Source organism: Pseudomonas morbosilactucae (assembly GCF_023241715.1).
Taxonomy (GTDB): Bacteria; Pseudomonadota; Gammaproteobacteria; order Pseudomonadales; family Pseudomonadaceae; genus Aquipseudomonas; species Aquipseudomonas morbosilactucae.
Genome location: NZ_JALQCW010000036.1, coordinates 22,454 through 41,282, shown reverse-complemented (window position 1 = coordinate 41,282; position 18,829 = coordinate 22,454). Strand labels below are relative to the sequence as shown.

13 protein-coding genes and 2 pseudogenes are annotated in these 18,829 nt (G+C 62.6%); 10 read left to right on the top strand and 5 right to left on the bottom strand.

The features are described from left to right. Nucleotides 1–14 precede the first annotated feature (14 nt). The 4 genes and pseudogenes from rsmA to M1B34_RS15750 all read right to left on the bottom strand — a co-directional run bounded on the left by rsmA (nucleotide 15) and on the right by M1B34_RS15750 (nucleotide 5,907). Nucleotides 15–833 (bottom strand): 16S rRNA (adenine(1518)-N(6)/adenine(1519)-N(6))-dimethyltransferase RsmA, encoded by an 819-nt coding sequence (gene rsmA, locus M1B34_RS15765; protein ID WP_123327465.1) that lies wholly within the window; start codon nucleotides 831–833, stop codon nucleotides 15–17. Beyond that, complete coding sequence (gene pdxA, locus M1B34_RS15760; RefSeq protein ID WP_268265591.1) at nucleotides 830–1,819, bottom strand: 4-hydroxythreonine-4-phosphate dehydrogenase PdxA; 990 nt, start codon at nucleotides 1,817–1,819, stop codon at nucleotides 830–832. Before pdxA ends, rsmA begins: the two co-directional genes overlap by 4 nt. After that, nucleotides 1,816–3,131, bottom strand: a pseudogene (gene surA / locus M1B34_RS15755) (peptidylprolyl isomerase SurA). Before surA ends, pdxA begins: the two are co-directional and overlap by 4 nt. Continuing rightward, entirely contained in the window at nucleotides 3,112–5,907 is a 2,796-nt protein-coding gene (locus tag M1B34_RS15750; RefSeq protein ID WP_268265590.1) for an LPS-assembly protein LptD, read from the bottom strand. The pseudogene surA and the gene M1B34_RS15750 overlap by 20 nt, the downstream one beginning before the upstream one ends. Before the next feature lie 130 nt (nucleotides 5,908–6,037). Here M1B34_RS15750 and M1B34_RS15745 point away from each other — a divergent pair, with 130 nt between their 5' ends. Genes M1B34_RS15745 through M1B34_RS15735 form a run of 3 tightly spaced genes read left to right on the top strand, consistent with a single transcriptional unit; the run spans nucleotide 6,038 to nucleotide 8,500 of the window. Beyond that, nucleotides 6,038–7,063, top strand: a complete 1,026-nt coding sequence (locus tag M1B34_RS15745; RefSeq protein WP_123327461.1) for an aminoglycoside phosphotransferase family protein — start codon at nucleotides 6,038–6,040, stop codon at nucleotides 7,061–7,063. Beyond that, nucleotides 7,060–7,731, top strand: a complete 672-nt coding sequence (gene murU / locus M1B34_RS15740; protein WP_268265589.1) for an N-acetylmuramate alpha-1-phosphate uridylyltransferase MurU — start codon at nucleotides 7,060–7,062, stop codon at nucleotides 7,729–7,731. Before M1B34_RS15745 ends, murU begins: the two co-directional genes overlap by 4 nt. A 1-nt stretch (nucleotide 7,732) precedes the next feature. Further along, a complete protein-coding gene (locus M1B34_RS15735) occupies nucleotides 7,733–8,500 on the top strand; it encodes a DnaJ domain-containing protein (RefSeq protein WP_123327459.1) in 768 nt (255 codons plus the stop codon). A 61-nt stretch (nucleotides 8,501–8,561) separates the two neighbouring features. Here M1B34_RS15735 and M1B34_RS15730 read toward each other — a convergent pair whose 3' ends face one another. After that, nucleotides 8,562–9,560, bottom strand: coding sequence for an alpha/beta hydrolase family protein (locus tag M1B34_RS15730; protein ID WP_123327458.1), 999 nt, complete (start codon nucleotides 9,558–9,560; stop codon nucleotides 8,562–8,564). A 74-nt stretch (nucleotides 9,561–9,634) separates the two neighbouring features. On the opposite strand from M1B34_RS15730, the pseudogene M1B34_RS15725 reads away from it, so the two are divergent. The 7 genes and pseudogenes from M1B34_RS15725 (at nucleotide 9,635) to M1B34_RS15695 (ending at nucleotide 18,771) form a co-directional block, all read left to right on the top strand. After that, nucleotides 9,635–12,027 (top strand): annotated as a pseudogene (locus M1B34_RS15725) (PAS domain-containing sensor histidine kinase). 40 nt (nucleotides 12,028–12,067) lie between these two features. Further along, a complete protein-coding gene (locus M1B34_RS15720) occupies nucleotides 12,068–12,697 on the top strand; it encodes a response regulator (protein ID WP_123327456.1) in 630 nt (209 codons plus the stop codon). 230 nt (nucleotides 12,698–12,927) lie between these two features. Continuing rightward, a complete protein-coding gene (locus M1B34_RS15715) occupies nucleotides 12,928–14,052 on the top strand; it encodes an ABC transporter ATP-binding protein (protein WP_123327455.1) in 1,125 nt (374 codons plus the stop codon). 44 nt (nucleotides 14,053–14,096) lie between these two features. After that, complete coding sequence (locus M1B34_RS15710; protein ID WP_268265588.1) at nucleotides 14,097–15,140, top strand: ABC transporter substrate-binding protein; 1,044 nt, start codon at nucleotides 14,097–14,099, stop codon at nucleotides 15,138–15,140. A gap of 68 nt (nucleotides 15,141–15,208) precedes the next feature. Continuing rightward, complete coding sequence (locus M1B34_RS15705) at nucleotides 15,209–16,456, top strand: ABC transporter permease (protein ID WP_123327453.1); 1,248 nt, start codon at nucleotides 15,209–15,211, stop codon at nucleotides 16,454–16,456. A 13-nt stretch (nucleotides 16,457–16,469) separates the two neighbouring features. Next, nucleotides 16,470–17,294 (top strand): ABC transporter permease, encoded by an 825-nt coding sequence (locus tag M1B34_RS15700; protein ID WP_123327452.1) that lies wholly within the window; start codon nucleotides 16,470–16,472, stop codon nucleotides 17,292–17,294. A gap of 103 nt (nucleotides 17,295–17,397) precedes the next feature. Next, nucleotides 17,398–18,771, top strand: a complete 1,374-nt coding sequence (locus tag M1B34_RS15695; protein WP_268265587.1) for a sigma-54 interaction domain-containing protein — start codon at nucleotides 17,398–17,400, stop codon at nucleotides 18,769–18,771. Nucleotides 18,772–18,829: the final 58 nt, after the last annotated feature.

Genomic DNA, 18,829 nt, shown 5'->3' with positions numbered 1-18,829 from the left:
ACCATCAGGGCTTGTCAGTCGGCGCTGGGTTTCTCGAGGGGCTGTTCGCTGAGCTTGTCGGCCAGGCGCACGAAGGCGGCCAGGTCGAGCTGTTCCGGGCGCAGGCTGCCGTCGACGCCGGCGGCTTCGATTTCGGCGCTCGAGAGCAGGGCCTTGAGGGTGTTGCGCAATGTCTTGCGGCGCTGGTTGAAGGCTTCGCGAACAATGCGTTCCAGCAGGCGGTGGTCTTTGGCCGGGTGCGGAAGCACCGCATGAGGGACCAGGCGTACTATGGCCGAGTCGACTTTCGGCGGTGGGTTGAACGCACCTGGGCCGACGTTGAACAGGTGCTCCACGCGGCAGTGGTACTGGACCATGATCGACAAACGCCCCCAATCACCGCCACCCGGGCCGGCTGCCAGGCGCTCGACCACTTCCTTTTGCAGCATGAAGTGCATGTCGCGGATCAGCCCGGCGTTCTGCAGCAGGTGGAAGATCAGCGGCGTGGAGATGTTGTAGGGCAGGTTGCCGACCACTCGCAGGCTGTTCGGTGCAGCGCCCAGGGTGTTGAAGTCGAACTTCAGGGCGTCGCCTTGGTGCAGGCTGAAATTGCTCTTGCCGGCGAACTGCTGGTTGAGGATCGGGATCAGGTCCTTGTCCAGCTCCACCACGTCCAGTTGGGCGCCGCTGTTGAGCAGGCCTTCGGTGAGCGCACCCTGGCCCGGGCCGATTTCCAGCATGCGGTCATCTGGCTTGGCGTGAATGGAGCGCAGGATACGGTCGATCACGCCAGCGTCATGCAGGAAGTTCTGGCCGAAGCGCTTGCGCGCCCGGTGTTGGTAATGCTCGGTCATAAACGGGTCTCGGCCATCTGGTAGGCGGTTTCCAGGGCGACTTGCAGGCTGCCGGTGTCGATGTTGCCGCTACCGGCCAGATCCAGGGCGGTGCCGTGGTCGACTGAGGTGCGGATGATCGGCAAACCGAGGGTCACATTGACTGCGGCGCCGAAACCTTTGTATTTCAGCACGGGCAGGCCCTGGTCGTGGTACATCGCCAGCACCGCGTCGCAGTGCTCCAGATATTTGGGGTTGAACAGAGTGTCGGCGGGCAGCGGACCGCGCAGGTCCATGCCTTCGTTGCGCAGACGCTCCAGGGTGGGTTCGATAATGTCGATTTCTTCATGGCCCAGATGCCCGCTTTCGCCGGCATGAGGGTTGAGCCCGCAGACAAGAATGCGTGGCTGGGCGATGCCGAACTTGTCACGCAGGTCGGCATGCAGAATGCGCGTCACTCGTTCCAGGCGCTCTGCAGTGATGGCGTCGGCCACCTCTCGCAGGGGCAGGTGAGTGGTCACCAGGGCCACGCGCAGGCCGTGGGTGGCCAGCATCATGACCACTTGCGGAGTGTGGGTCAGGTCAGCGAGGAATTCGGTGTGCCCGGAGAAGGCAATGCCGGCGTCGTTGATCACGCCTTTGTGCACCGGGGCCGTGATCATCCCGGCGAAATGCCCATCCAGGCAGCCTTGGCCTGCGCGGGTCAGGGTTTCGAGGACAAATGCGGCATTGGCCTGATCAAGCTGGCCGGTAACCACCCTATTGGCCAGCGCGGTGTCCCAGACATACAGGCTGCCTGCCGGTGCGGGTGCATCGGGCAGGCTGTCCAGGGTGACCGGCAACAACCTGACCGCCACACCCAACTGCGCGGCCCGCTCTAGGAGCAGGTCACGGCTGGTAATGGCAATCAGGGGGTGAGGCTGGGGTTGCGAGGCGAGCAGCAGGCACAGGTCAGGACCTATGCCGGCCGGCTCGCCGGGTGTCAGAGCGAAACGCTGGGGTTTCACTGTGCCGCCTGGTCAGCGCCAGGAAGTTTGATCTCGACGTAGGCTTCGTCGCGGATCTGACGCAACCAGGTCTGCAGCTCTTCGTCGTATTTACGGTTACGCAATACGGTCATGGCTTGCTGCTCGCGGGCCTGGCTGGTGCTGTCGGTGGCAGACGGCCAAGGACTTCCAGGACGTGCCAGCCATACGGGCTCTTGAACGGCTTGGACAGCTGACCTTGCGGGGTCTTGGCCATCACTTCGCGGAACTCGGGCACCAGGGCGTTCGGGTCGATCCAGTTCAGGTCGCCGCCGTTAAGTGCGGAGCCCGGGTCTTCCGAGTAGCTTTTTGCCAGTTCGGCAAAGTCTTCGCCGGCTTCGATGCGCTCGTAGAGTTTCTGCGCCAGGCGCTTGGTCTCTTCTTCGCTGCGGATTTCGCTTGGTTTGATCAGGATATGGCGAACATGGACTTCGTCCCGCACCTGATTGCCACCGCCGCGCTTCTCCAGCAGCTTGAGGATGATGAAGCCGCCAGGTGTACGCGCTGGCTGAGTGATATCGCCTACGGACATGGCGCTCAGCTCGCGGTCGAAAGGCGGTGGCAGTTGAGCGGCCTTACGCCAGCCCATGTCGCCGCCTTCCAAGGCGTTGTCGCTGCCGGAGCGAGCGATGGCCATCTGGGCGAAGTCAGCGCCTTGCTTGAGTTGCTGATAGACCTCCATCGCCTGGCGCGCGGCACCCTGAATCGCTTCGGAGTTGGCGCTTTCCGGGGTTGGGATCAGGATGTTGGCCAGGTGCAGTTCTTCGGACAGCTGCATCTTGCCCAAGTCGGAAGCCAGGAAGTTTTTCACTTCTTGCTCGGAGACCTGGATGCGTTCGGCGACGCGGCGCTGACGTACACGGCTGATGACCATCTCGCGACGGACCTGGTCACGGGCGTCTTCATAAGACAGGCCGTCGTGGGCCAGGGCCGCACGGAATTGATCGATGCTCATGTTGTTGCGCTGGGCGATGGTGCCGATGGCCTGGTTCAGCTCTTCATCGGTGATGCGGATGCCGGAGCGCTCGCCGATCTGCAGTTGCAGGTTCTCGACGATCAGGCGTTCCAGTACCTGTTGTTCCAGGACGCTGGTGGGCGGCACGCCACCGCCACGCTTGGCGATGGTTTGCTGAACCTCGTGAACCCGTTGGTCCAGTTGACTCTGCATGACCACGTCGTTGTCGACGATGGCCACGACCTTGTCGATGGGCTGCACCGCGGCGCTGGCCGCGGTACTCAGGAACAGCGCGCCCAGCATCAGCGGGCGCAGACAATCAGAAAGCTTGGTCTTCACGTTCACGATAACCTTGGATGCCTTTGTCGAGGAAGCTCTCTACCTTGGTGCCCATAACGCCACCGAGTCCCTTCAGAACAATTTGGAGGAAGATGCCGCGGTCGCCTTTTTCGTTCTCCGGAGCGTCTTGACTGAACTCGTCATACTTGACCCAGTAACGGCTGATCAGGCGCAGTTTCCAGCAGCAGTTGTCGTACTCGAAACCACCGAAGGCTTCCAGCGTGCGGTTGCGGTTGTAGTCGTACTGCCAGCGGCTGATGGCGTTCCATTGCGGCACGATCGGCCAGATCACCGAGAAGTCGTGCTGCTGGATCTTGTAGTAGTCCTTCACGTAGCCAGGTTGGCCCGCAGTGCCGTAGTCGCTGCCAGTGGTCCACTTACCGGTCGATTGGTCGTAGCGAACCATGTCGTTGCGATAGCGATAGCCGGCGTTGATAACCTTGTTCGGATTATCTTCAGGCTGGTAGTGGAACATGGTGCTACCCGAGCGGGGGCTGTGGGTGTCCGGGTCCCAGTTGTACTCGGCGGTTGCGCGCCAGTCGCGGTTGAAGCGGAACTCGTATTCCAGGGCATAAGGCGAAACGTCCGAAGTGGCTTCGTCGCGGTCGCGGTAGTTGATGCCTGGCAGTTGGACAGTGCGGTCCTTGAAGTACAGGGCCTGGCCGACGCTGATGCGCTGGCGCTCGAAGCCGTTGTCTTCGATCCAGCGGTTGGTCAGGCCCAGGGACAGCTTGTTCTCGTCGCCGACACGGTCCGAACCGGAGAAACGGTTCTCGCGGAACAGGGAGGCGTAGTTGAACGAGTATTCGCGGCTGTCAAACACCGGAATGTCGTTCTGGTCCTTCTCCGGGACATAGAGATAGAACATGCGTGGTTCCAGGGTCTGCCGGTAGTTGGTACCGAACCACTGGGTGTCGCGGTCGAAGTACAGGCCGCTGTCGACGCTGACGATGGGCACGCCACGGTTTTGCGAACTGCTGAAGGACTCGCCCAGGGACGCCGAGTTGTTACGGTTGGTCAGCAGATCCTGCTTGCCCTGGCCGTCAAGGTCGAGCTCGTACTGGGTATACATGTACTTGACCGATGGGGTCAGGTAGCCGTACGTCCAGTTCAGCGGCAGGCTGACACCAGGCTTCAAGTTCAGGCGATCGCCGTTGGCGCGAGCCAGGCCGGCGACGTTGGTGTCCAGGCGAGCAGCCTCTACACCGTCCTGGTCTGTATAGGTGCCGCTATACAGATCACGCTCAAAGCGCACCAGTTCGGTGTTGTAGGTGAAGTCCAGGCCTTCCGGATGGTAAGGCAGGGTCCCGTCAAGGGTCAGCTGAGGCAGGCGGTTGTAAGGCGTGATGTTGGAAACACTCGCCAGCTCATAAGCCTGCACATTGAGGCGCGCAGTGTAGCTGTCGCCCCGGTAGGTGGCCACCGCTTGCTGGTTGACGTAGTCCGACGTGGAGATGCCGATCTGTTCCGATTGCAGATCCTGGAAGTAGTACGGATCGCTGATCTTGGTGTAGTCGACTTCGGTCATCAGGCGCGAATCAAGCCCGCCTTTGTGCTGCCAGTTGAGCATGTAGCGGGTTTTTTCGTAGTCGGTCTGCTGCTTGCGCTCGGTGTCGTCGTCGTTGAGGTACGCGGCGCCGAACTGACCTTCGCTGCTTTGGGTCAGGTAACGGAACTCGCCTTCCATCAACAGCCCGCGCTTGCTCATGTAGCGCGGGTAGACGGTGGCATCGTAGTTCGGTGCCAGGTTGAAGTAGTACGGCGTCACCATCGTGAAGCCGGTATCGCTGCCGGTGCCGATGGTCGGCGGCAGGAAACCGGACTGACGACGATCGTCAATCGGGAAATAGATGTACGGGGTGTAGAGCACCGGAATGTCTTTGACCCGCAGCGTCACGTTGGTCGCGGTACCGAAGCCGGTGGCCGGGTTCAAGGTGATGTTGTTGCCCTTGAGCTGCCAGGCATTGCTGTTCGGTTCACACGAGGTGTACGTACCATCCTTGAGGCGGATGATGGCGTTCTCTGCGCGCTTGGCGTACAGCGCACTGCCGCGGATTCGCGATTTGTGCAGGACGTATTCGGCGTTGTCGACCTTGGCCTCGCCGGTGTCCAACTGCACATCGGCGTGGTCGCCGACCAGCAGGGCGCCGTTGTCGCGTACGCGCACGTTGCCGTTCAGCTCGCCGCGGTTTTCAGCCTGGTACAGGCTGGCTTCGTCGGCTTCGACTTGCATGCTGCCTTGGCGCATGACCACGTCACCGGCCAGGGTCGCGACTTGCTCTTCCTGCTGATAACGCGAAGCCTTGGCGCCGATAAAGGTCGGGGCGTCACTTTTACTCGTCTTGTCATTCATGCCAGGACGAATCGGTTCGATATAGGAACCAGAGCAGTAAGGACCGGTCTCGGCCAGTTGGGCGGCGGTGAGCTTCTCGCGCGGTACCCAGTCGAGGTGACTGTAGTCTTCGCTGCGTGACTTCAGGCCACGGCCTTTGGCTTCGGTGACCAGCACGGGCTTGTTGCCCGTTTCGGCGGTGGAGCCACTGTCAGCCGGGGTTTCGCCAGTGGAGCTAGCGACGCCGACGTCATGCACCGGACGCGGAGGGAGCTGGGCGGCGTTGCTTTTCGGCGCGCAGGCCCAGCCACCCGAAGCAGAGACTGAGCAGTCATACTGTTCCGCGGCGACCACGAAGGAAGTGGCTAGAGGTTGCAGGGCCAGCAAACCGCCGGTAACCAACAACGGAAATTTTTTACGAAACGCGGGGGATTTCAATGCCATCTTATTAGTCCGGGCTTCCTGCGTGCCATCTGCCCGCGGTGGGGGCCGCACGCCTCTCGATGGTCTGAAAAAGATGCTGGATAATAAAGCATGACCCGCTTGACGGCTAGCGCCGTCGGAGACCCTTGCAATGCCTGACCAAGATGTACGCTTGCAACACCTGAAAGTTTGGCTCGATGAGCAGTTGGCAATCGTTTATGCAGCACAAGGCTGGGGTGCAGTGCCCCCGGCCACATTGACCGCGGCCAGCAGTGACGCCAGTTTCCGGCGTTATTTCCGTTGGCAGGGCGAGGGCCGCAGTTTTGTGGTGATGGACGCGCCGCCGCCTCAGGAAAACTGCAAACCCTTCGTCGATATCGCCCATTTGCTCGCCACGTCGGGAATAAATGTGCCGAAAATTTATGCCGAGGATCTGGCCCGCGGTTTTCTTTTGCTCAATGACCTGGGCAATCAGACCTACCTCGACGTCATCGACAGCGACAATGCCGATGCCTTGTTCAACGACGCCCTGACTGCGTTGCTGGCCTTCCAGCAATTGCCGATGCAGGCGCCGCTGCCCAGTTATGACGTGGCGCTGTTGCGCCGCGAGCTGGAGCTGTTCCCCGAGTGGTACGTCGGCAGCGAGCTGGGAGTCGAGCTCGACCCCGCGCAACGTGGCCAATGGCAGCGGGTCAGCGACCTGCTGATCGACAGCGCCCTGGCCCAGCCCAAGGTGCTGGTGCATCGCGACTACATGCCGCGCAACCTGATGCTCAGCGAGCCTAACCCGGGCGTGCTGGATTTCCAGGATGCGGTCTATGGGCCGGTGACCTATGACGTCACGTGCCTGTTCAAGGATGCCTTCCTCAGTTGGCCCGAGGCGCGAGTGCGCACCTGGCTGGAGGCTTACTGGCGCCAGGCCGGTGAGCGGGGTATTCCGGTCCAGCCGGACTTCGACGACTTCCTGCGCGCCAGCGATTTGATGGGCGTGCAGCGGCACCTCAAGGTCATCGGGATTTTTGCGCGGATCTGCCATCGCGACGGCAAGCCGCGCTACCTGGCCGACGTGCCGCGTTTCTTTGCTTATATAGAAGCCGTGTTGCTGCGTCGGCCGGAGTTGGCGGAGCTGGGTGAGCTGCTGGCCAGTTTGCGCGCCTCGGTCGGAGCCGACTCATGAAGGCAATGATCCTGGCGGCAGGCAAGGGCGAGCGCATGCGCCCCTTGACCCTGACCACACCCAAGCCCCTGATCCGCGCGGGCGGCGTGCCGTTGATCGAGTACCACCTGCGGGCACTGGCCGCTGCGGGGTTTACCGACATCGTCATCAACCACGCCTGGCTGGGCCAGCAGATCGAGGATTACCTGGGGGACGGTTCGCGCTGGGGCGTGCGTATCCAGTACTCCCCCGAGGGCGAGCCGCTGGAAACCGGCGGCGGCATTTTCCGCGCCTTGCCGTTGCTGGGGGATGAGCCGTTCCTGGTGGTCAATGGCGATATCTGGACCGACTACGACTTCAGCGTCTTGCACGCGCCGATCCATGGCTTGGCGCATCTGGTGTTGGTGAGCAATCCCCCCCATCACCCTGCAGGCGACTTCAGCCTGGTGGAGGACGAGGTGTGCGAGCCGCAGCTGGGCGAGTCGACCCTGACCTACAGCGGTGTTTCGGTGTTGCACCCGGAGTTGTTTGCCGGTTGCGCAGCGGGGGCGTTCAAGCTGGCGCCGTTGCTGCGCAAGGCGATGGCGGACGGCCAGGTGTCTGGCGAGACGTTGCGCGGTCACTGGGTGGATGTCGGCACCCTGGAGCGTCTGGCCGAGGTTGAACAGCTGCTAGAAGCGAGTCGCTGAGATGTTATGGCCAGGGACTCTGATTGGAGCCGGAGCGGGGTTTGCCATCGCCAGTATTCCGGGGGCCATATTGGGCGCGTTATTGGGGCAGGCGCTGGATCGGCGCCTGCAGTTGCACAGCTGGGCCCATGTGCGCGAGCGCTTGGGCGGTCGTCCGGCGCTGCGCAATGATGAACTGCTGTTCGTGCTCTTGGGGCGCCTGGCCAAAAGTGATGGTCGGGTAGTGGATGGGCATATCCAGCAGGCGCGCCAGGAAATGCGCGCCCTGGAAATGGCCGAGTCGGCCCAGCGTCGGGCGATTGCGGCGTTCAACCGGGGTAAGTCGGGCAATGATCGTTTGCGCGGTTACCTGCGGCGCCTCGGGGCTCAGCCCCATGCGGCAGAGGGCGTGTTGCGCGCGTGCTGGCGCATGGTCTGGGCCGATGGGCGAGCGGGCAGCGCCGAGCGTGAATTGCTGCTGCTATGGGGCAAGTGGTTGGGGTGGAGTGCGCCGCAGGTTCAGGCCTTGGCCCATGACTATGAGCCCAACAAGCGACCGCTCACCAACAGTGCCGGGAGTTATCAGGATGCGTTGCGCCTGCTCGGTGTTTCCGCCACGAGTGAGCCGGCGCAGATCAAGCGAGCCTATCGACGCCTGCTCAGTCGGCACCACCCGGACAAGATTGCCGGCACCGGTGCCACCGCCAATGAGGTGCGTGAGGCCACCGAGAAGACCCGTGAACTGCACAGCGCCTACACGTTGATCCGCCAGCGCCGGGACTTTCGTTAAACCGCGTCGCTCGTGGCGCGCCTGCCAGCTAAGGCTGCAGGTGCGCTACGGGCGGTTGGGTTCAACTTTCGACGTTTTGCGGGCTCAACCAGCCGCGTATGCGCCGGAACAGTTGCTCTTGCTGCGCGGCGCTATTGCCCGGCAAGGCCTTGAGGGCGATCTGGGTAAAGTCCGCGGCCTTTTGCCGTTTGCTGGCTTGCAAACGCTCCAGCGCAGCTTTTTGCGCCTGGGGCTGGTCCTTGTAGAAAAAATCCGCAGTGGGCAGTTTCAACGTCGGGGTCACGGCCGCCAGCTCCGGCTTGCCGATGGCCGGTGTCTGGGCCGCGACCATCACCAGCTTCTGCACCTGGGCCGGTTGTTTTTCGCTCAGGTAGCGCGCCGCCCAATAGGCGCCGGTGCCATGGCCGAGCAAGACGATGCTGCGGGCGTTCTGTTGTTCGGCGAAGGCCAATGCCGCGTCGATGCGGGCAAAGAGCCGTTCCGCGTCGGCCTTGGCCTGTTCGTCGGCGCTCTCGACCACTGCGCGGTCGGCAATATCGGCTTCACCGCCGGCGACCTGCTCGATGGGCTTGGCTTCGGTGCTGGCGTCTTTGCTGCTGGCAACCTTGGCGTCAGGGGCAGGCGCAGGCGTTTCGACGACCCGTGCTTGCGCGGCGTCGCTCAACAGGTCGGGCAGGGTCAGGCTGAGGCTGCTCCACTCGGCGTTCGGCAACTTGTTGCGCAGCGGTGCAATGGCTTGCGGCCAGTCAGCGGTTTCCCCGGCCCCGGGGACGATAATCACCACGCCCTTCGGGTCGCTGGTGTTGGCGGGCTTCCACAGGGCGAGGAAAGTGTCGCCGCCCGCTTGCAGTTGCTGTTGTTCCTGGGGTGGAATCTGGCGCTCCAGGGCCGTGGCATCTTCCTGGCTGCGCTCGAGCAGCGGTTGACGTTCCTGGGGTTTTTCCTCGGCGGCTTTTTCCGTTGCGGCGGGTGCCGGTTCGGCGGCGCTGACAGAAAAGGCACAGGGCAGGATCAGCGACAGGCACAATGCGGGCAGTGCCGAGCGGTAGACAAAGGGCATCGGATATTCCAGGCCAGAAGTAATCCCGGCAGCCTAATGGGTTGGTCAGTATTTGTCAGTGGGTGAGAGTTCAGATGATGCGTATGCGCTGCCTGTTGGTTATCGGCTGTCTCTGCCTTCCCTTGATGGCCTGGGCGGCACCGGCCACTCCGGTGCCGCCGTGCCCTTGAGCCAGGAGCAGCAGCAATGGCTCGAACAGCACAAGGAACTGCGGGTGGGCCTGGTGTTGCAGGCTCCTTTCGCTTTGTACGACCGCCGCCTGCAACGCCTTTCCGGGGCCAACGTCGAGCTGATGCAATGGCTGGGCAAGGCGCTCAAGGTCGAGCTGAGCTGGCGCAACTTCCCTGACCAGGCCCAGTTGGAGCGAGCCCTGCGCGAGGGCGAGGTGGACATGGCGCCGGGGCTGAGCCAAACCCCGGCCGGGCTGCGCCTGTGGATGTTCAGCGACCCCTATATGCGTGTGCCGCAGTTGGTAGTAGGCGAGCGTAAAGGCTCCGGCGCGGTGGAACTGGAGAAGCTCGATAGCCAGTCCCGGGTCGCCGTGCGCATGCCCAGCACCGTGGCCGATTACCTGAAAGTCACCTATCCCAACCTGAACCTGCAGGGCGTCCCTCTGGAGCGCCAGGCCCTGCAATTGCTGCTCAGCCAGCAGGCGCGCTACGCGGTGGTCGATGAGGCCCAGCTCAGCCGGCTCTCGGGTGAGCCGGAGTTCGCCGAGCTGGCGGTGGTCGGCGATATCGGCCTGCCGCAACTGCTGCGTGTTGCCACCCGGCGCGACTGGCCCGAGTTAGCCAGCATCGTCGAGAACGGCTTGCATGCGATGCCGGCCAAAGAGCTGGAGCAACTGCACAACCGCTGGCTGCAACCCAAGTACCCGCGGTTGGCCGAGTCGCCGGGGTTTTGGCAGAACCTCAGCCTGATCGCCCTGGTGTTGCTGTTGGCCAGCATGGCCATTGTGGTTTGGCAGCGTCGCCAGCAACGCAGCCTGGAGCAGAGCTTGCTGGCTGCCCGGGAGGACATTGCCTTTCGCGCGGCCGGTGAAGAAGCCCTGCGCCTGACCCAGTTCTCCATTGACCAGAGCACCGTGGGCATTCTCTGGGTCAACTGGGACAGCCATGTGCGTTATGCCAACCGGGCTGCCGAAGAGATGCTCGGTTACGTGGCGGGCGCTGTGATTGACCGGCCGTTGATCGACTTCGAGCCCAACCTGCACATGGATCGTTGGCTGAACCTGTGGAAGCGCGCCCGATCCAGCGAGGAGGGCGCGCAGAGTTTTGAAACCCAGTGTGTGAAAGCCGACGGCAGCATTTTGCCGGTGGACGTGTCCTTGAGTTTCCTGCGCTTTCGCGACAGTGAATACCTGGTGGTCTACCTCAATGACGTCACCGAGCGCCGCCGCGCCCTGGCCGCCCTGCGTGAAAGCGAAGCGCGATTGCAAGGCATTGCTGCCAATGTGCCGGGGCTGGTGTTTCGCTTGGAGCGGGCGCCGGTTACCGGGCAGATTGATTTTGCCTACATCAGCGAAGGCAGCGAGAGCCTGGTGGGCTATGCGCCGGCCGTGCTGAGCCACCGGGACATGGGGCTGCGCAGCCTGGTCCATCCCGACGACAAAGCCAGTTATCACCGCACCCAGGACCAGGCCCTGGACACCGACAGCGATTGGTCCTGGCAGGGGCGGATCCTGACGCGCCAGGGCGAGCAGCGCTGGGCGGAAATCAAGGCCATTACCCGGCGTCTCGATGACGGCGCCTTTGTCTGGGACGGCATTGTCTGGGACATCAGCGAGAGCAAGCGCATCGAGCTGGAGTTGGCCAGTTCCCGTGAGCAATTGCGCGAACTCTCGGCGCACCTGGAAAGTGTGCGTGAAGAGGAAAAGGCCCACATCGCCCGGGAAGTGCATGACGAACTGGGGCAGATGCTCACCGTGCTCAAGCTGGAAACCTCCATGTGCGAGCTGGCCTATGCCCAGCTTGATCCGGGGCTACACGAGCGGCTCAACAGCATGAAGCGCCTGATCGCCCAGTTGTTCCAGTTGGTGCGGGACGTGGCCACGGCCCTGCGCCCGCCGATCCTCGACGCCGGCATCGCTTCGGCCATCGAGTGGCAGGCCCGGCGTTTTGAAGCGCGTACGCAGATTCCTTGCCTGGTCCAGGTCCCCGACAACTTGCCGGTGCTCAGCGACGCCAAGGCCATCGGCCTGTTCCGTATCCTTCAAGAGGCGCTGACCAATGTCATGCGGCATGCGCAAGCGCATACTGTCGAACTCAGCCTGGCTCTGGAGGGCAATGAGTTGTGCATGAGCATCAGCGACGATGGTCAGGGTTTTGTCGCCGACGCCAGCCGGCCAACGTCCTTCGGCCTGGTAGGCATGCGTGAGCGGGTGCTGATCATGGGCGGTAGCCTGGTCTTGCACAGTGAGTTGGGGGAGGGCACGACCCTGAGCGTCAGGGTGCCCCTGGATGCGTGAACCACTGCTTTGATAACGCCCTGATAAAAAGGAGAACTGCGTGATTCGTGTACTGGTAGCCGAAGACCACACCATCGTTCGTGAAGGCATCAAGCAACTGATCGGCCTGGCCAAGGACCTGGTCGTGGTGGGTGAGGCGAGCAACGGTGAACAGTTGCTCGAAACCCTGCGCCATGTGCCGTGCGAGGTGGTGTTGCTGGACATCTCCATGCCCGGCGTCAACGGCCTGGAGGCGATTCCACGCATTCGCGCCTTGAACAACCCGCCGGCGATCCTGGTGCTGTCCATGCACGATGAGGCGCAAATGGCGGCCCGGGCGCTGAAGGTTGGCGCGGCGGGTTACGCCACCAAGGACAGCGATCCGTCGCTGTTGCTGACGGCGATTCGCAAAGTCGCTTCGGGCGGGCGCTACATCGACCCGGACTTGGCGGACCGCATGGTCTTCGAGGTCGGCCTGACGGACAGCCGGCCCCTGCATTCCTTATTGTCGGAGCGCGAATTTTCGGTGTTCGAGCGCCTGGCCCAGGGCGCCAACGTCAACGACATTGCCCAGCAACTGGCCCTGAGCAGCAAAACCATCAGCACCCACAAAGCGCGGCTGATGCAGAAGCTCAACATCACTTCCCTGGCCGAATTGGTGAAGTACGCGATGGAACACAAACTGCTCTAGGCGCCGCCACATATCCATTAACGACATCCACACCCCAAGCCTTTGCCGGTTCTTGCCGCTTGCCGCGACACACTCGCCACTGCGCTTATCCAATCCCGCCATCCTTGTAGGGCAATCCCTACACGCAACCTTCCATCCGGCTGAGGCGAATCTCTCCTACCCCCCGATTTGCGCGCTTTGCGGCCTCCACTAGGCTTGGTCCACAGCCGTCATAAACAAAAGGTGTGGGTATGAGCGAGGTCGATTCAAGTGCTGGGGCCAACGATGTTCTGGTCAGCTTTCGTGGTGTGCAAAAGAGCTACGACGGCGAGAACCTGATCGTCAAAGACCTCAACCTGGAAATTCGCAAAGGCGAATTCCTCACCCTGCTCGGGCCTTCGGGTTCCGGCAAGACCACCAGCCTGATGATGCTGGCCGGTTTCGAAACCCCGACCGCTGGCGAGATCCAGCTGGCCGGGCGCTCCATCAACAACGTGCCGCCGCACAAGCGCGACATCGGCATGGTGTTCCAGAACTACGCCTTGTTCCCCCACATGACCGTGTCCGAGAACCTGGGCTTTCCCCTGTCGGTACGTGGCCTGAGCAAGACCGACATCAGCGAGCGGGTCAAACGCGTGCTGAGCATGGTCCAGCTCGAGGCGTTCGCCCAGCGTTATCCGGCCCAGCTTTCCGGCGGCCAGCAGCAGCGGGTGGCCCTGGCTCGGGCCCTGGTGTTCGAGCCTCAGTTGGTACTGATGGACGAACCCCTCGGCGCCCTCGACAAGCAACTGCGCGAACACATGCAGATGGAGATCAAACACCTGCACCAGCGCCTCGGCGTGACCGTGGTCTATGTGACCCACGACCAGGGTGAGGCCCTGACCATGTCCGACCGTGTGGCGGTGTTCCACCAGGGCGAGATCCAGCAGATCGCCCCGCCGCGTACCCTCTACGAAGAACCGAAAAACACTTTTGTGGCCAACTTCATCGGCGAAAACAACCGCCTCAATGGCCGGCTGCACAGCCACACCGGCGACCGTTGTGTGGTCGAGCTGGGCCGGGGCGAGAAGGTCGAGGCCCTGGCGGTCAACGTCGGCAAGATTGGCGAGCCGGTGACCCTGTCGATCCGCCCGGAACGTGTGAGCCTCAACGGTTCCAGTGAAAGCTGCGTCAACCGTTTCTCGGGACGGGTGGCGGAGTTCATCTATCTGGGCGACCACGTCCGGGTTCGCCTGGAAGTCTGCGGCAAGGCCGACTTCTTCGTGAAACAGCCGATTGCCGAGCTCGATACTGCGCTGGCGGTGGGCGATGTGGTTCCGCTTGGCTGGCAAGTCGAGCACGTTCGTGCGCTTGACCCCCTTCTAGAGGCGAACTGATCGCCCCCTGGCAACACCAACCCTGCACGTGGAGAACACAATAAATGTTGAGATCCCTGAAATTCACCGCCCTGACACTGGGCTTGATGGGTGCGGCAAGCGCAATGGCGGCAGGTCCCGACCTGACCGTGGTGTCCTTTGGTGGGGCGAACAAGGCCGCGCAGGTCAAAGCCTTCTACGCACCTTGGGAAGCGGCGGGCCACGGCAAGATCGTCGCCGGCGAATACAACGGTGAAATGGCCAAGGTCAAAGCCATGGTCGACACCAAGAGCGTGTCCTGGGACCTGGTGGAAGTTGAATCCCCGGAACTGTCCCGTGGTTGCGACGAGGACATGTTCGAACAACTGGACCCGGCCCTGTTCGGCAAGAACGAAGACTACGTCAAGGGCGCGATCCAGCCGTGCGGCGTGGGCTTCTTCGTCTGGTCCACCGTGTTGGCCTACAACGCCGACAAGCTGAAAACCGCACCGACCAGCTGGGCTGATTTCTGGGACACCAAGCAGTTCCCGGGCAAGCGTGGCCTGCGTAAAGGCGCCAAGTACACCCTGGAATTCGCCCTGATGGCCGACGGCGTTGCGCCGAAAGACGTCTACAAAGTGTTGGCCGGCAAAGATGGCCAGGACCGCGCGTTCAAGAAACTCGACGAGCTCAAGCCGAGCATCCAATGGTGGGAAGCCGGCGCCCAGCCGCCGCAGTACCTGGCCTCGGGTGACGTGGTCATGAGCTCGGCCTACAACGGCCGGATCGCTGCCGTGCAGAAAGAAAGCAACCTGAAAGTGGTGTGGAACGGCGGCATCTACGACTTCGATGCCTGGGCCATTCCTAAAGGCCTGGCCAAGGACCGTGCGGAAGCGGCGAAGAAGTTCATCGCCTTCTCGGTCCAGCCACAGCAGCAGAAGACCTACTCGGAAAACATCGCCTACGGCCCGGCTAACACCCTGGCGGTTCCGTTGTTGGCCAAAGACATCCTCAAGGACATGCCGACCACCCCGGAAAACATCGCCAACCAGGTGCAGATCGACGTCAGCTTCTGGGCTGACAACGGCGAGCAACTGGAGCAGCGCTTCAACGCCTGGGCTGCCAAGTAAGGCGCCCTGCAACTGCGTCGTCACCTCTGGGTGACGGCGCCATCGTTTAAAGTCTTGCGGAGTTTGTCATGACCATCACCGTTCCCCTGAACGCGGTCACCGGCCCCACCTTGAAGCAGCGTCTGGCACGTGCCGAGCGGGTCAACCGCTGGAAGGCTCAAGCCCTGATTGCGCCTCTGGTGCTGTTCCTGCTGCTGGTGTTCCTGGTGCCGATTGTGGCGCTGTTGTACAAGAGCGTCGGTAACCCGGAAGTGGTGGCAGGCATGCCGCGTACCGTTGCCGCCATCAGTGGCTGGGACGGTCGGGGCTTGCCGGCAGAACCGGCCTACAAGGCCTTGAGCGAAGACCTGGCCGAAGCACGCAAGAATCAAACCTTGGGCGACCTGTCCAAGCGCCTGAACATGGAGTTGGCCGGCTATCGCAGCCTGCTGACCAAAACTGCCCGGGCCCTGCCGTTCAAGGCCGAGCCGAGCGCCTATAAAGAAGCCCTGGAAAGCCTGGACGAGCGTTGGGGCGACCCGGCCTACTGGCAGGCGATCCGTCGCAACACCAGCAGCCTGACGCCTTACTACCTGCTGGCCGCCGTGGACCACCGCATCGACGACCTCGGTGAAGTGGCGCCAGCCACCCCGGACCAGGCGATCTACCTGGACATCTTTGCCCGGACCTTCTGGATGGGCCTGGTGATCACCGCCATCTGCCTGGCCCTGGCCTATCCGCTGGCGTACCTGCTGGCCAACCTGCCGGCGCGCAAAAGCAACCTGCTGATGATCCTGGTGCTGCTGCCGTTCTGGACCTCGATCCTGGTGCGGGTGGCGGCGTGGATCGTGCTCTTGCAGTCCGGCGGCCTGATCAACAGCGCGCTGTTGGCCATGGGGGTGATCGACAAGCCCCTGGAGCTGGTATTCAACCGCACCGGGGTCTACATCTCCATGGTGCACATCCTGCTGCCGTTCATGATCTTGCCGATCTACAGCGTGATGAAAGGCATCTCCCCGACGTACATGCGCGCCGCGATTTCCCTGGGCTGCCATCCGTTCGCCAGCTTCTGGCGGGTGTACTTCCCGCAGACCTATGCCGGTGTGGGCGCCGGTTGCCTGTTGGTGTTCATCCTCGCCATTGGCTACTACATCACCCCGGCGCTGCTGGGCAGCCCGAACGATCAGATGGTCAGCTACTTCGTTGCCTTCTACACCAACACCAGCATCAACTGGGGCATGGCGACCGCACTGGGTGGGCTGCTGCTGTTGGCGACCATCGTGCTCTATCTGATTTACAGCTGGTTGGTGGGCGCCAGTCGCCTGCGCCTGAGCTAAGGAGAGAATCGAAATGCTGAGCCCTTACATGTCGCCCGTCGAACGGGTCTGGTTCTACAGCTTGCGGATTCTCTGCGGCTTGATCCTGTTGTTCCTGGTGTTGCCGGTGTTGGTGATCATCCCGCTGTCGTTCAACTCGGGGAGCTTCCTGGTGTACCCGTTGCAGGGCTTCTCGCTGCACTGGTACCAGGACTTCTTCGCCTCGGCGGAGTGGATGCGTGCCTTGAAGAACAGCATCATCGTTGCCCCGGCCGCGACCGTGCTGGCGATGATCTTCGGTACCCTTGCGGCCATCGGCCTGACCCGGGGCGATTTCCCCGGCAAGCCGTTGGTGATGGCCCTGGTTATTTCACCGATGGTGGTGCCGGTGGTGATCATCGGTGTGGCCAGCTACCTGTTCTTCGCCCCGCTGGGCCTGGGCAATAGCTTCTTCTCGCTGATCGTGGTGCATGCGGTGCTGGGCGTGCCGTTCGTCATCATCACCGTGTCGGCCACCCTGCAGGGCTTCAACCACAACCTGGTGCGTGCTGCGGCCAGCCTGGGGGCCTCGCCAGTGACCGCGTTCCGCCGGGTGACCTTGCCGTTGATCGCCCCCGGGGTGATCAGTGGGGCGTTGTTCGCCTTCGCCACCTCGTTCGATGAAGTGGTGGTGACCCTGTTCCTCGCCGGCCCCGAGCAAGCGACCCTGCCTCGGCAGATGTTCAGCGGCATCCGCGAGAACCTCAGCCCAACCATCGCCGCTGCGGCGACCCTGCTGATTGCCTTCTCGGTGATCCTGCTGCTGACCCTGGAATGGCTGCGTGGGCGCAGCGAGAAGCTGCGCACTGCCCAAGTCTGACCTCCCCCGGGCGGCCTTGAACTAAGGTCGGGGCCGCCGAATCACACCTGGCCGATGATCACCCGTAAACTTCGCGCTTCACGAGCCTACTGTGGAGTCACGGGTGAACTTCAACGACGCCAGCTTCGAAGAGCTGCTCAATGCCTTGCATGACGGTGTCTATATCACCGACGGCCAGGGCAAGACCCTCAAGGTCAACCAGGCCTACGAGCGCCTCACCGGCCTGAGTGGCGCCGACCTTTTGGGGCGGCAGATGCAGGAACTGGTGAAGTCCGGGCTGATCTCCCAGTCCGCATCGTTGCGGGTGTTGCAGGACGGCAAGCCGACGTCGGTGATGCAGAGCCTGAGCCAAGGCAAGAAGCTGCTGGTCAGTGCCACGCCCATTCTCGCCGCCGACCAGAGCATCCGTTATGTGGTCAGCACCGTGCGCGACATGACCGAGCTGCTGCGCATGAAGCGTGAGCGCGACGAGTTGCAACAACTCAAGCAACTGCGCAACAGCACCGCGCGCCTGCATGCCGGTCAGCGTGACAACCTGCTGCAATCCCCCTTGATGGCCGACCAGGAAGTGTCGGGGCGGGTCTTCGCCCTGGCTCGGCAGGTGGCCGACTGTGATGTGAAGGTCTTGCTGCAGGGCGAGACCGGCGTCGGCAAGACCCTGGTGGCGCAATTTATCCATAACGCCAGTGGCCGCTCCAAGGAGCCGTTCCTGGCCCTGAACTGCGGGGCCTTGCCGGAGAACCTGATCGAGGCGGAGCTGTTCGGCTACGCCCCGGGCGCCTTCACCGGTGCCGGAACCAAGGGCAAGCGCGGGCTGCTGGAGCTGGCCCACAACGGCACCTTGTTCCTCGACGAGATTGGCGACCTGCCCCTGGCGGTGCAGGTCAAGCTGCTCAAGGTGATCGAGGAGAACCGCTTTATCCCGGTGGGCGGGCTGGAGCTCAAAGAGGTCGATGTGCGCATCATCAGCGCCACCCACCACGACCTCAAACAGCAAGTGGCCGAGGGCAAGTTCCGCGCCGACCTGTATTACCGCCTGAACGTGGTGCCCATCAGCATTCCGGCATTACGCGAGCGCAGCGAGGAAATCGGCCCCTTGCTCGAGTACTACCTGGCGCACTTCAACCAGCGCTATTCGCGACAGGCGCAGTGGAGTCTGGAGGCCCTGGAGTTGCTTGGGGACTACGCCTGGCCGGGCAACATCCGTGAACTGATCAATGTGGTGGAGCGGCTGGTGGTGACCTGCAACAGCCAGGTCATCGAGGCCCTGGACCTGCCGGAAGACATCATCGATCGCCAGGCGCGCAACACCGACGACAGCCGCCTGCTATTGCGCAAGGTCCTGGAAAACGCCGAGCGCCAGGCCATTCGTGCGGCCTTGCAAGTGCACAAGACCACCCGCCTGGCCGCCAAGGCCCTGGGCGTGAGCCAGGCGACGGTGGTGCAGAAGATGAAACGCTGGGAACACTCTGATTAGATTGCTGATCAACACCCGCCTCAGCGATTAGAAAAACAATCGCGTCTGCCCGGTCATT

Coding starts and splice junctions, on each gene's coding strand:
- M1B34_RS15730 (WP_123327458.1), bottom strand. CDS start 9,560: ATGCCCTTTGTCTACCGCTCGGCACTGCCCGCATTGTGCCTGTCGCTG.
- M1B34_RS15700 (WP_123327452.1), top strand. CDS start 16,470: ATGCTGAGCCCTTACATGTCGCCCGTCGAACGGGTCTGGTTCTACAGC.
- M1B34_RS15710 (WP_268265588.1), top strand. CDS start 14,097: ATGTTGAGATCCCTGAAATTCACCGCCCTGACACTGGGCTTGATGGGT.
- M1B34_RS15735 (WP_123327459.1), top strand. CDS start 7,733: ATGTTATGGCCAGGGACTCTGATTGGAGCCGGAGCGGGGTTTGCCATC.
- M1B34_RS15715 (WP_123327455.1), top strand. CDS start 12,928: ATGAGCGAGGTCGATTCAAGTGCTGGGGCCAACGATGTTCTGGTCAGC.
- murU (WP_268265589.1), top strand. CDS start 7,060: ATGAAGGCAATGATCCTGGCGGCAGGCAAGGGCGAGCGCATGCGCCCC.
- M1B34_RS15705 (WP_123327453.1), top strand. CDS start 15,209: ATGACCATCACCGTTCCCCTGAACGCGGTCACCGGCCCCACCTTGAAG.
- M1B34_RS15750 (WP_268265590.1), bottom strand. CDS start 5,907: ATGGCATTGAAATCCCCCGCGTTTCGTAAAAAATTTCCGTTGTTGGTT.
- M1B34_RS15745 (WP_123327461.1), top strand. CDS start 6,038: ATGCCTGACCAAGATGTACGCTTGCAACACCTGAAAGTTTGGCTCGAT.
- rsmA (WP_123327465.1), bottom strand. CDS start 833: ATGACCGAGCATTACCAACACCGGGCGCGCAAGCGCTTCGGCCAGAAC.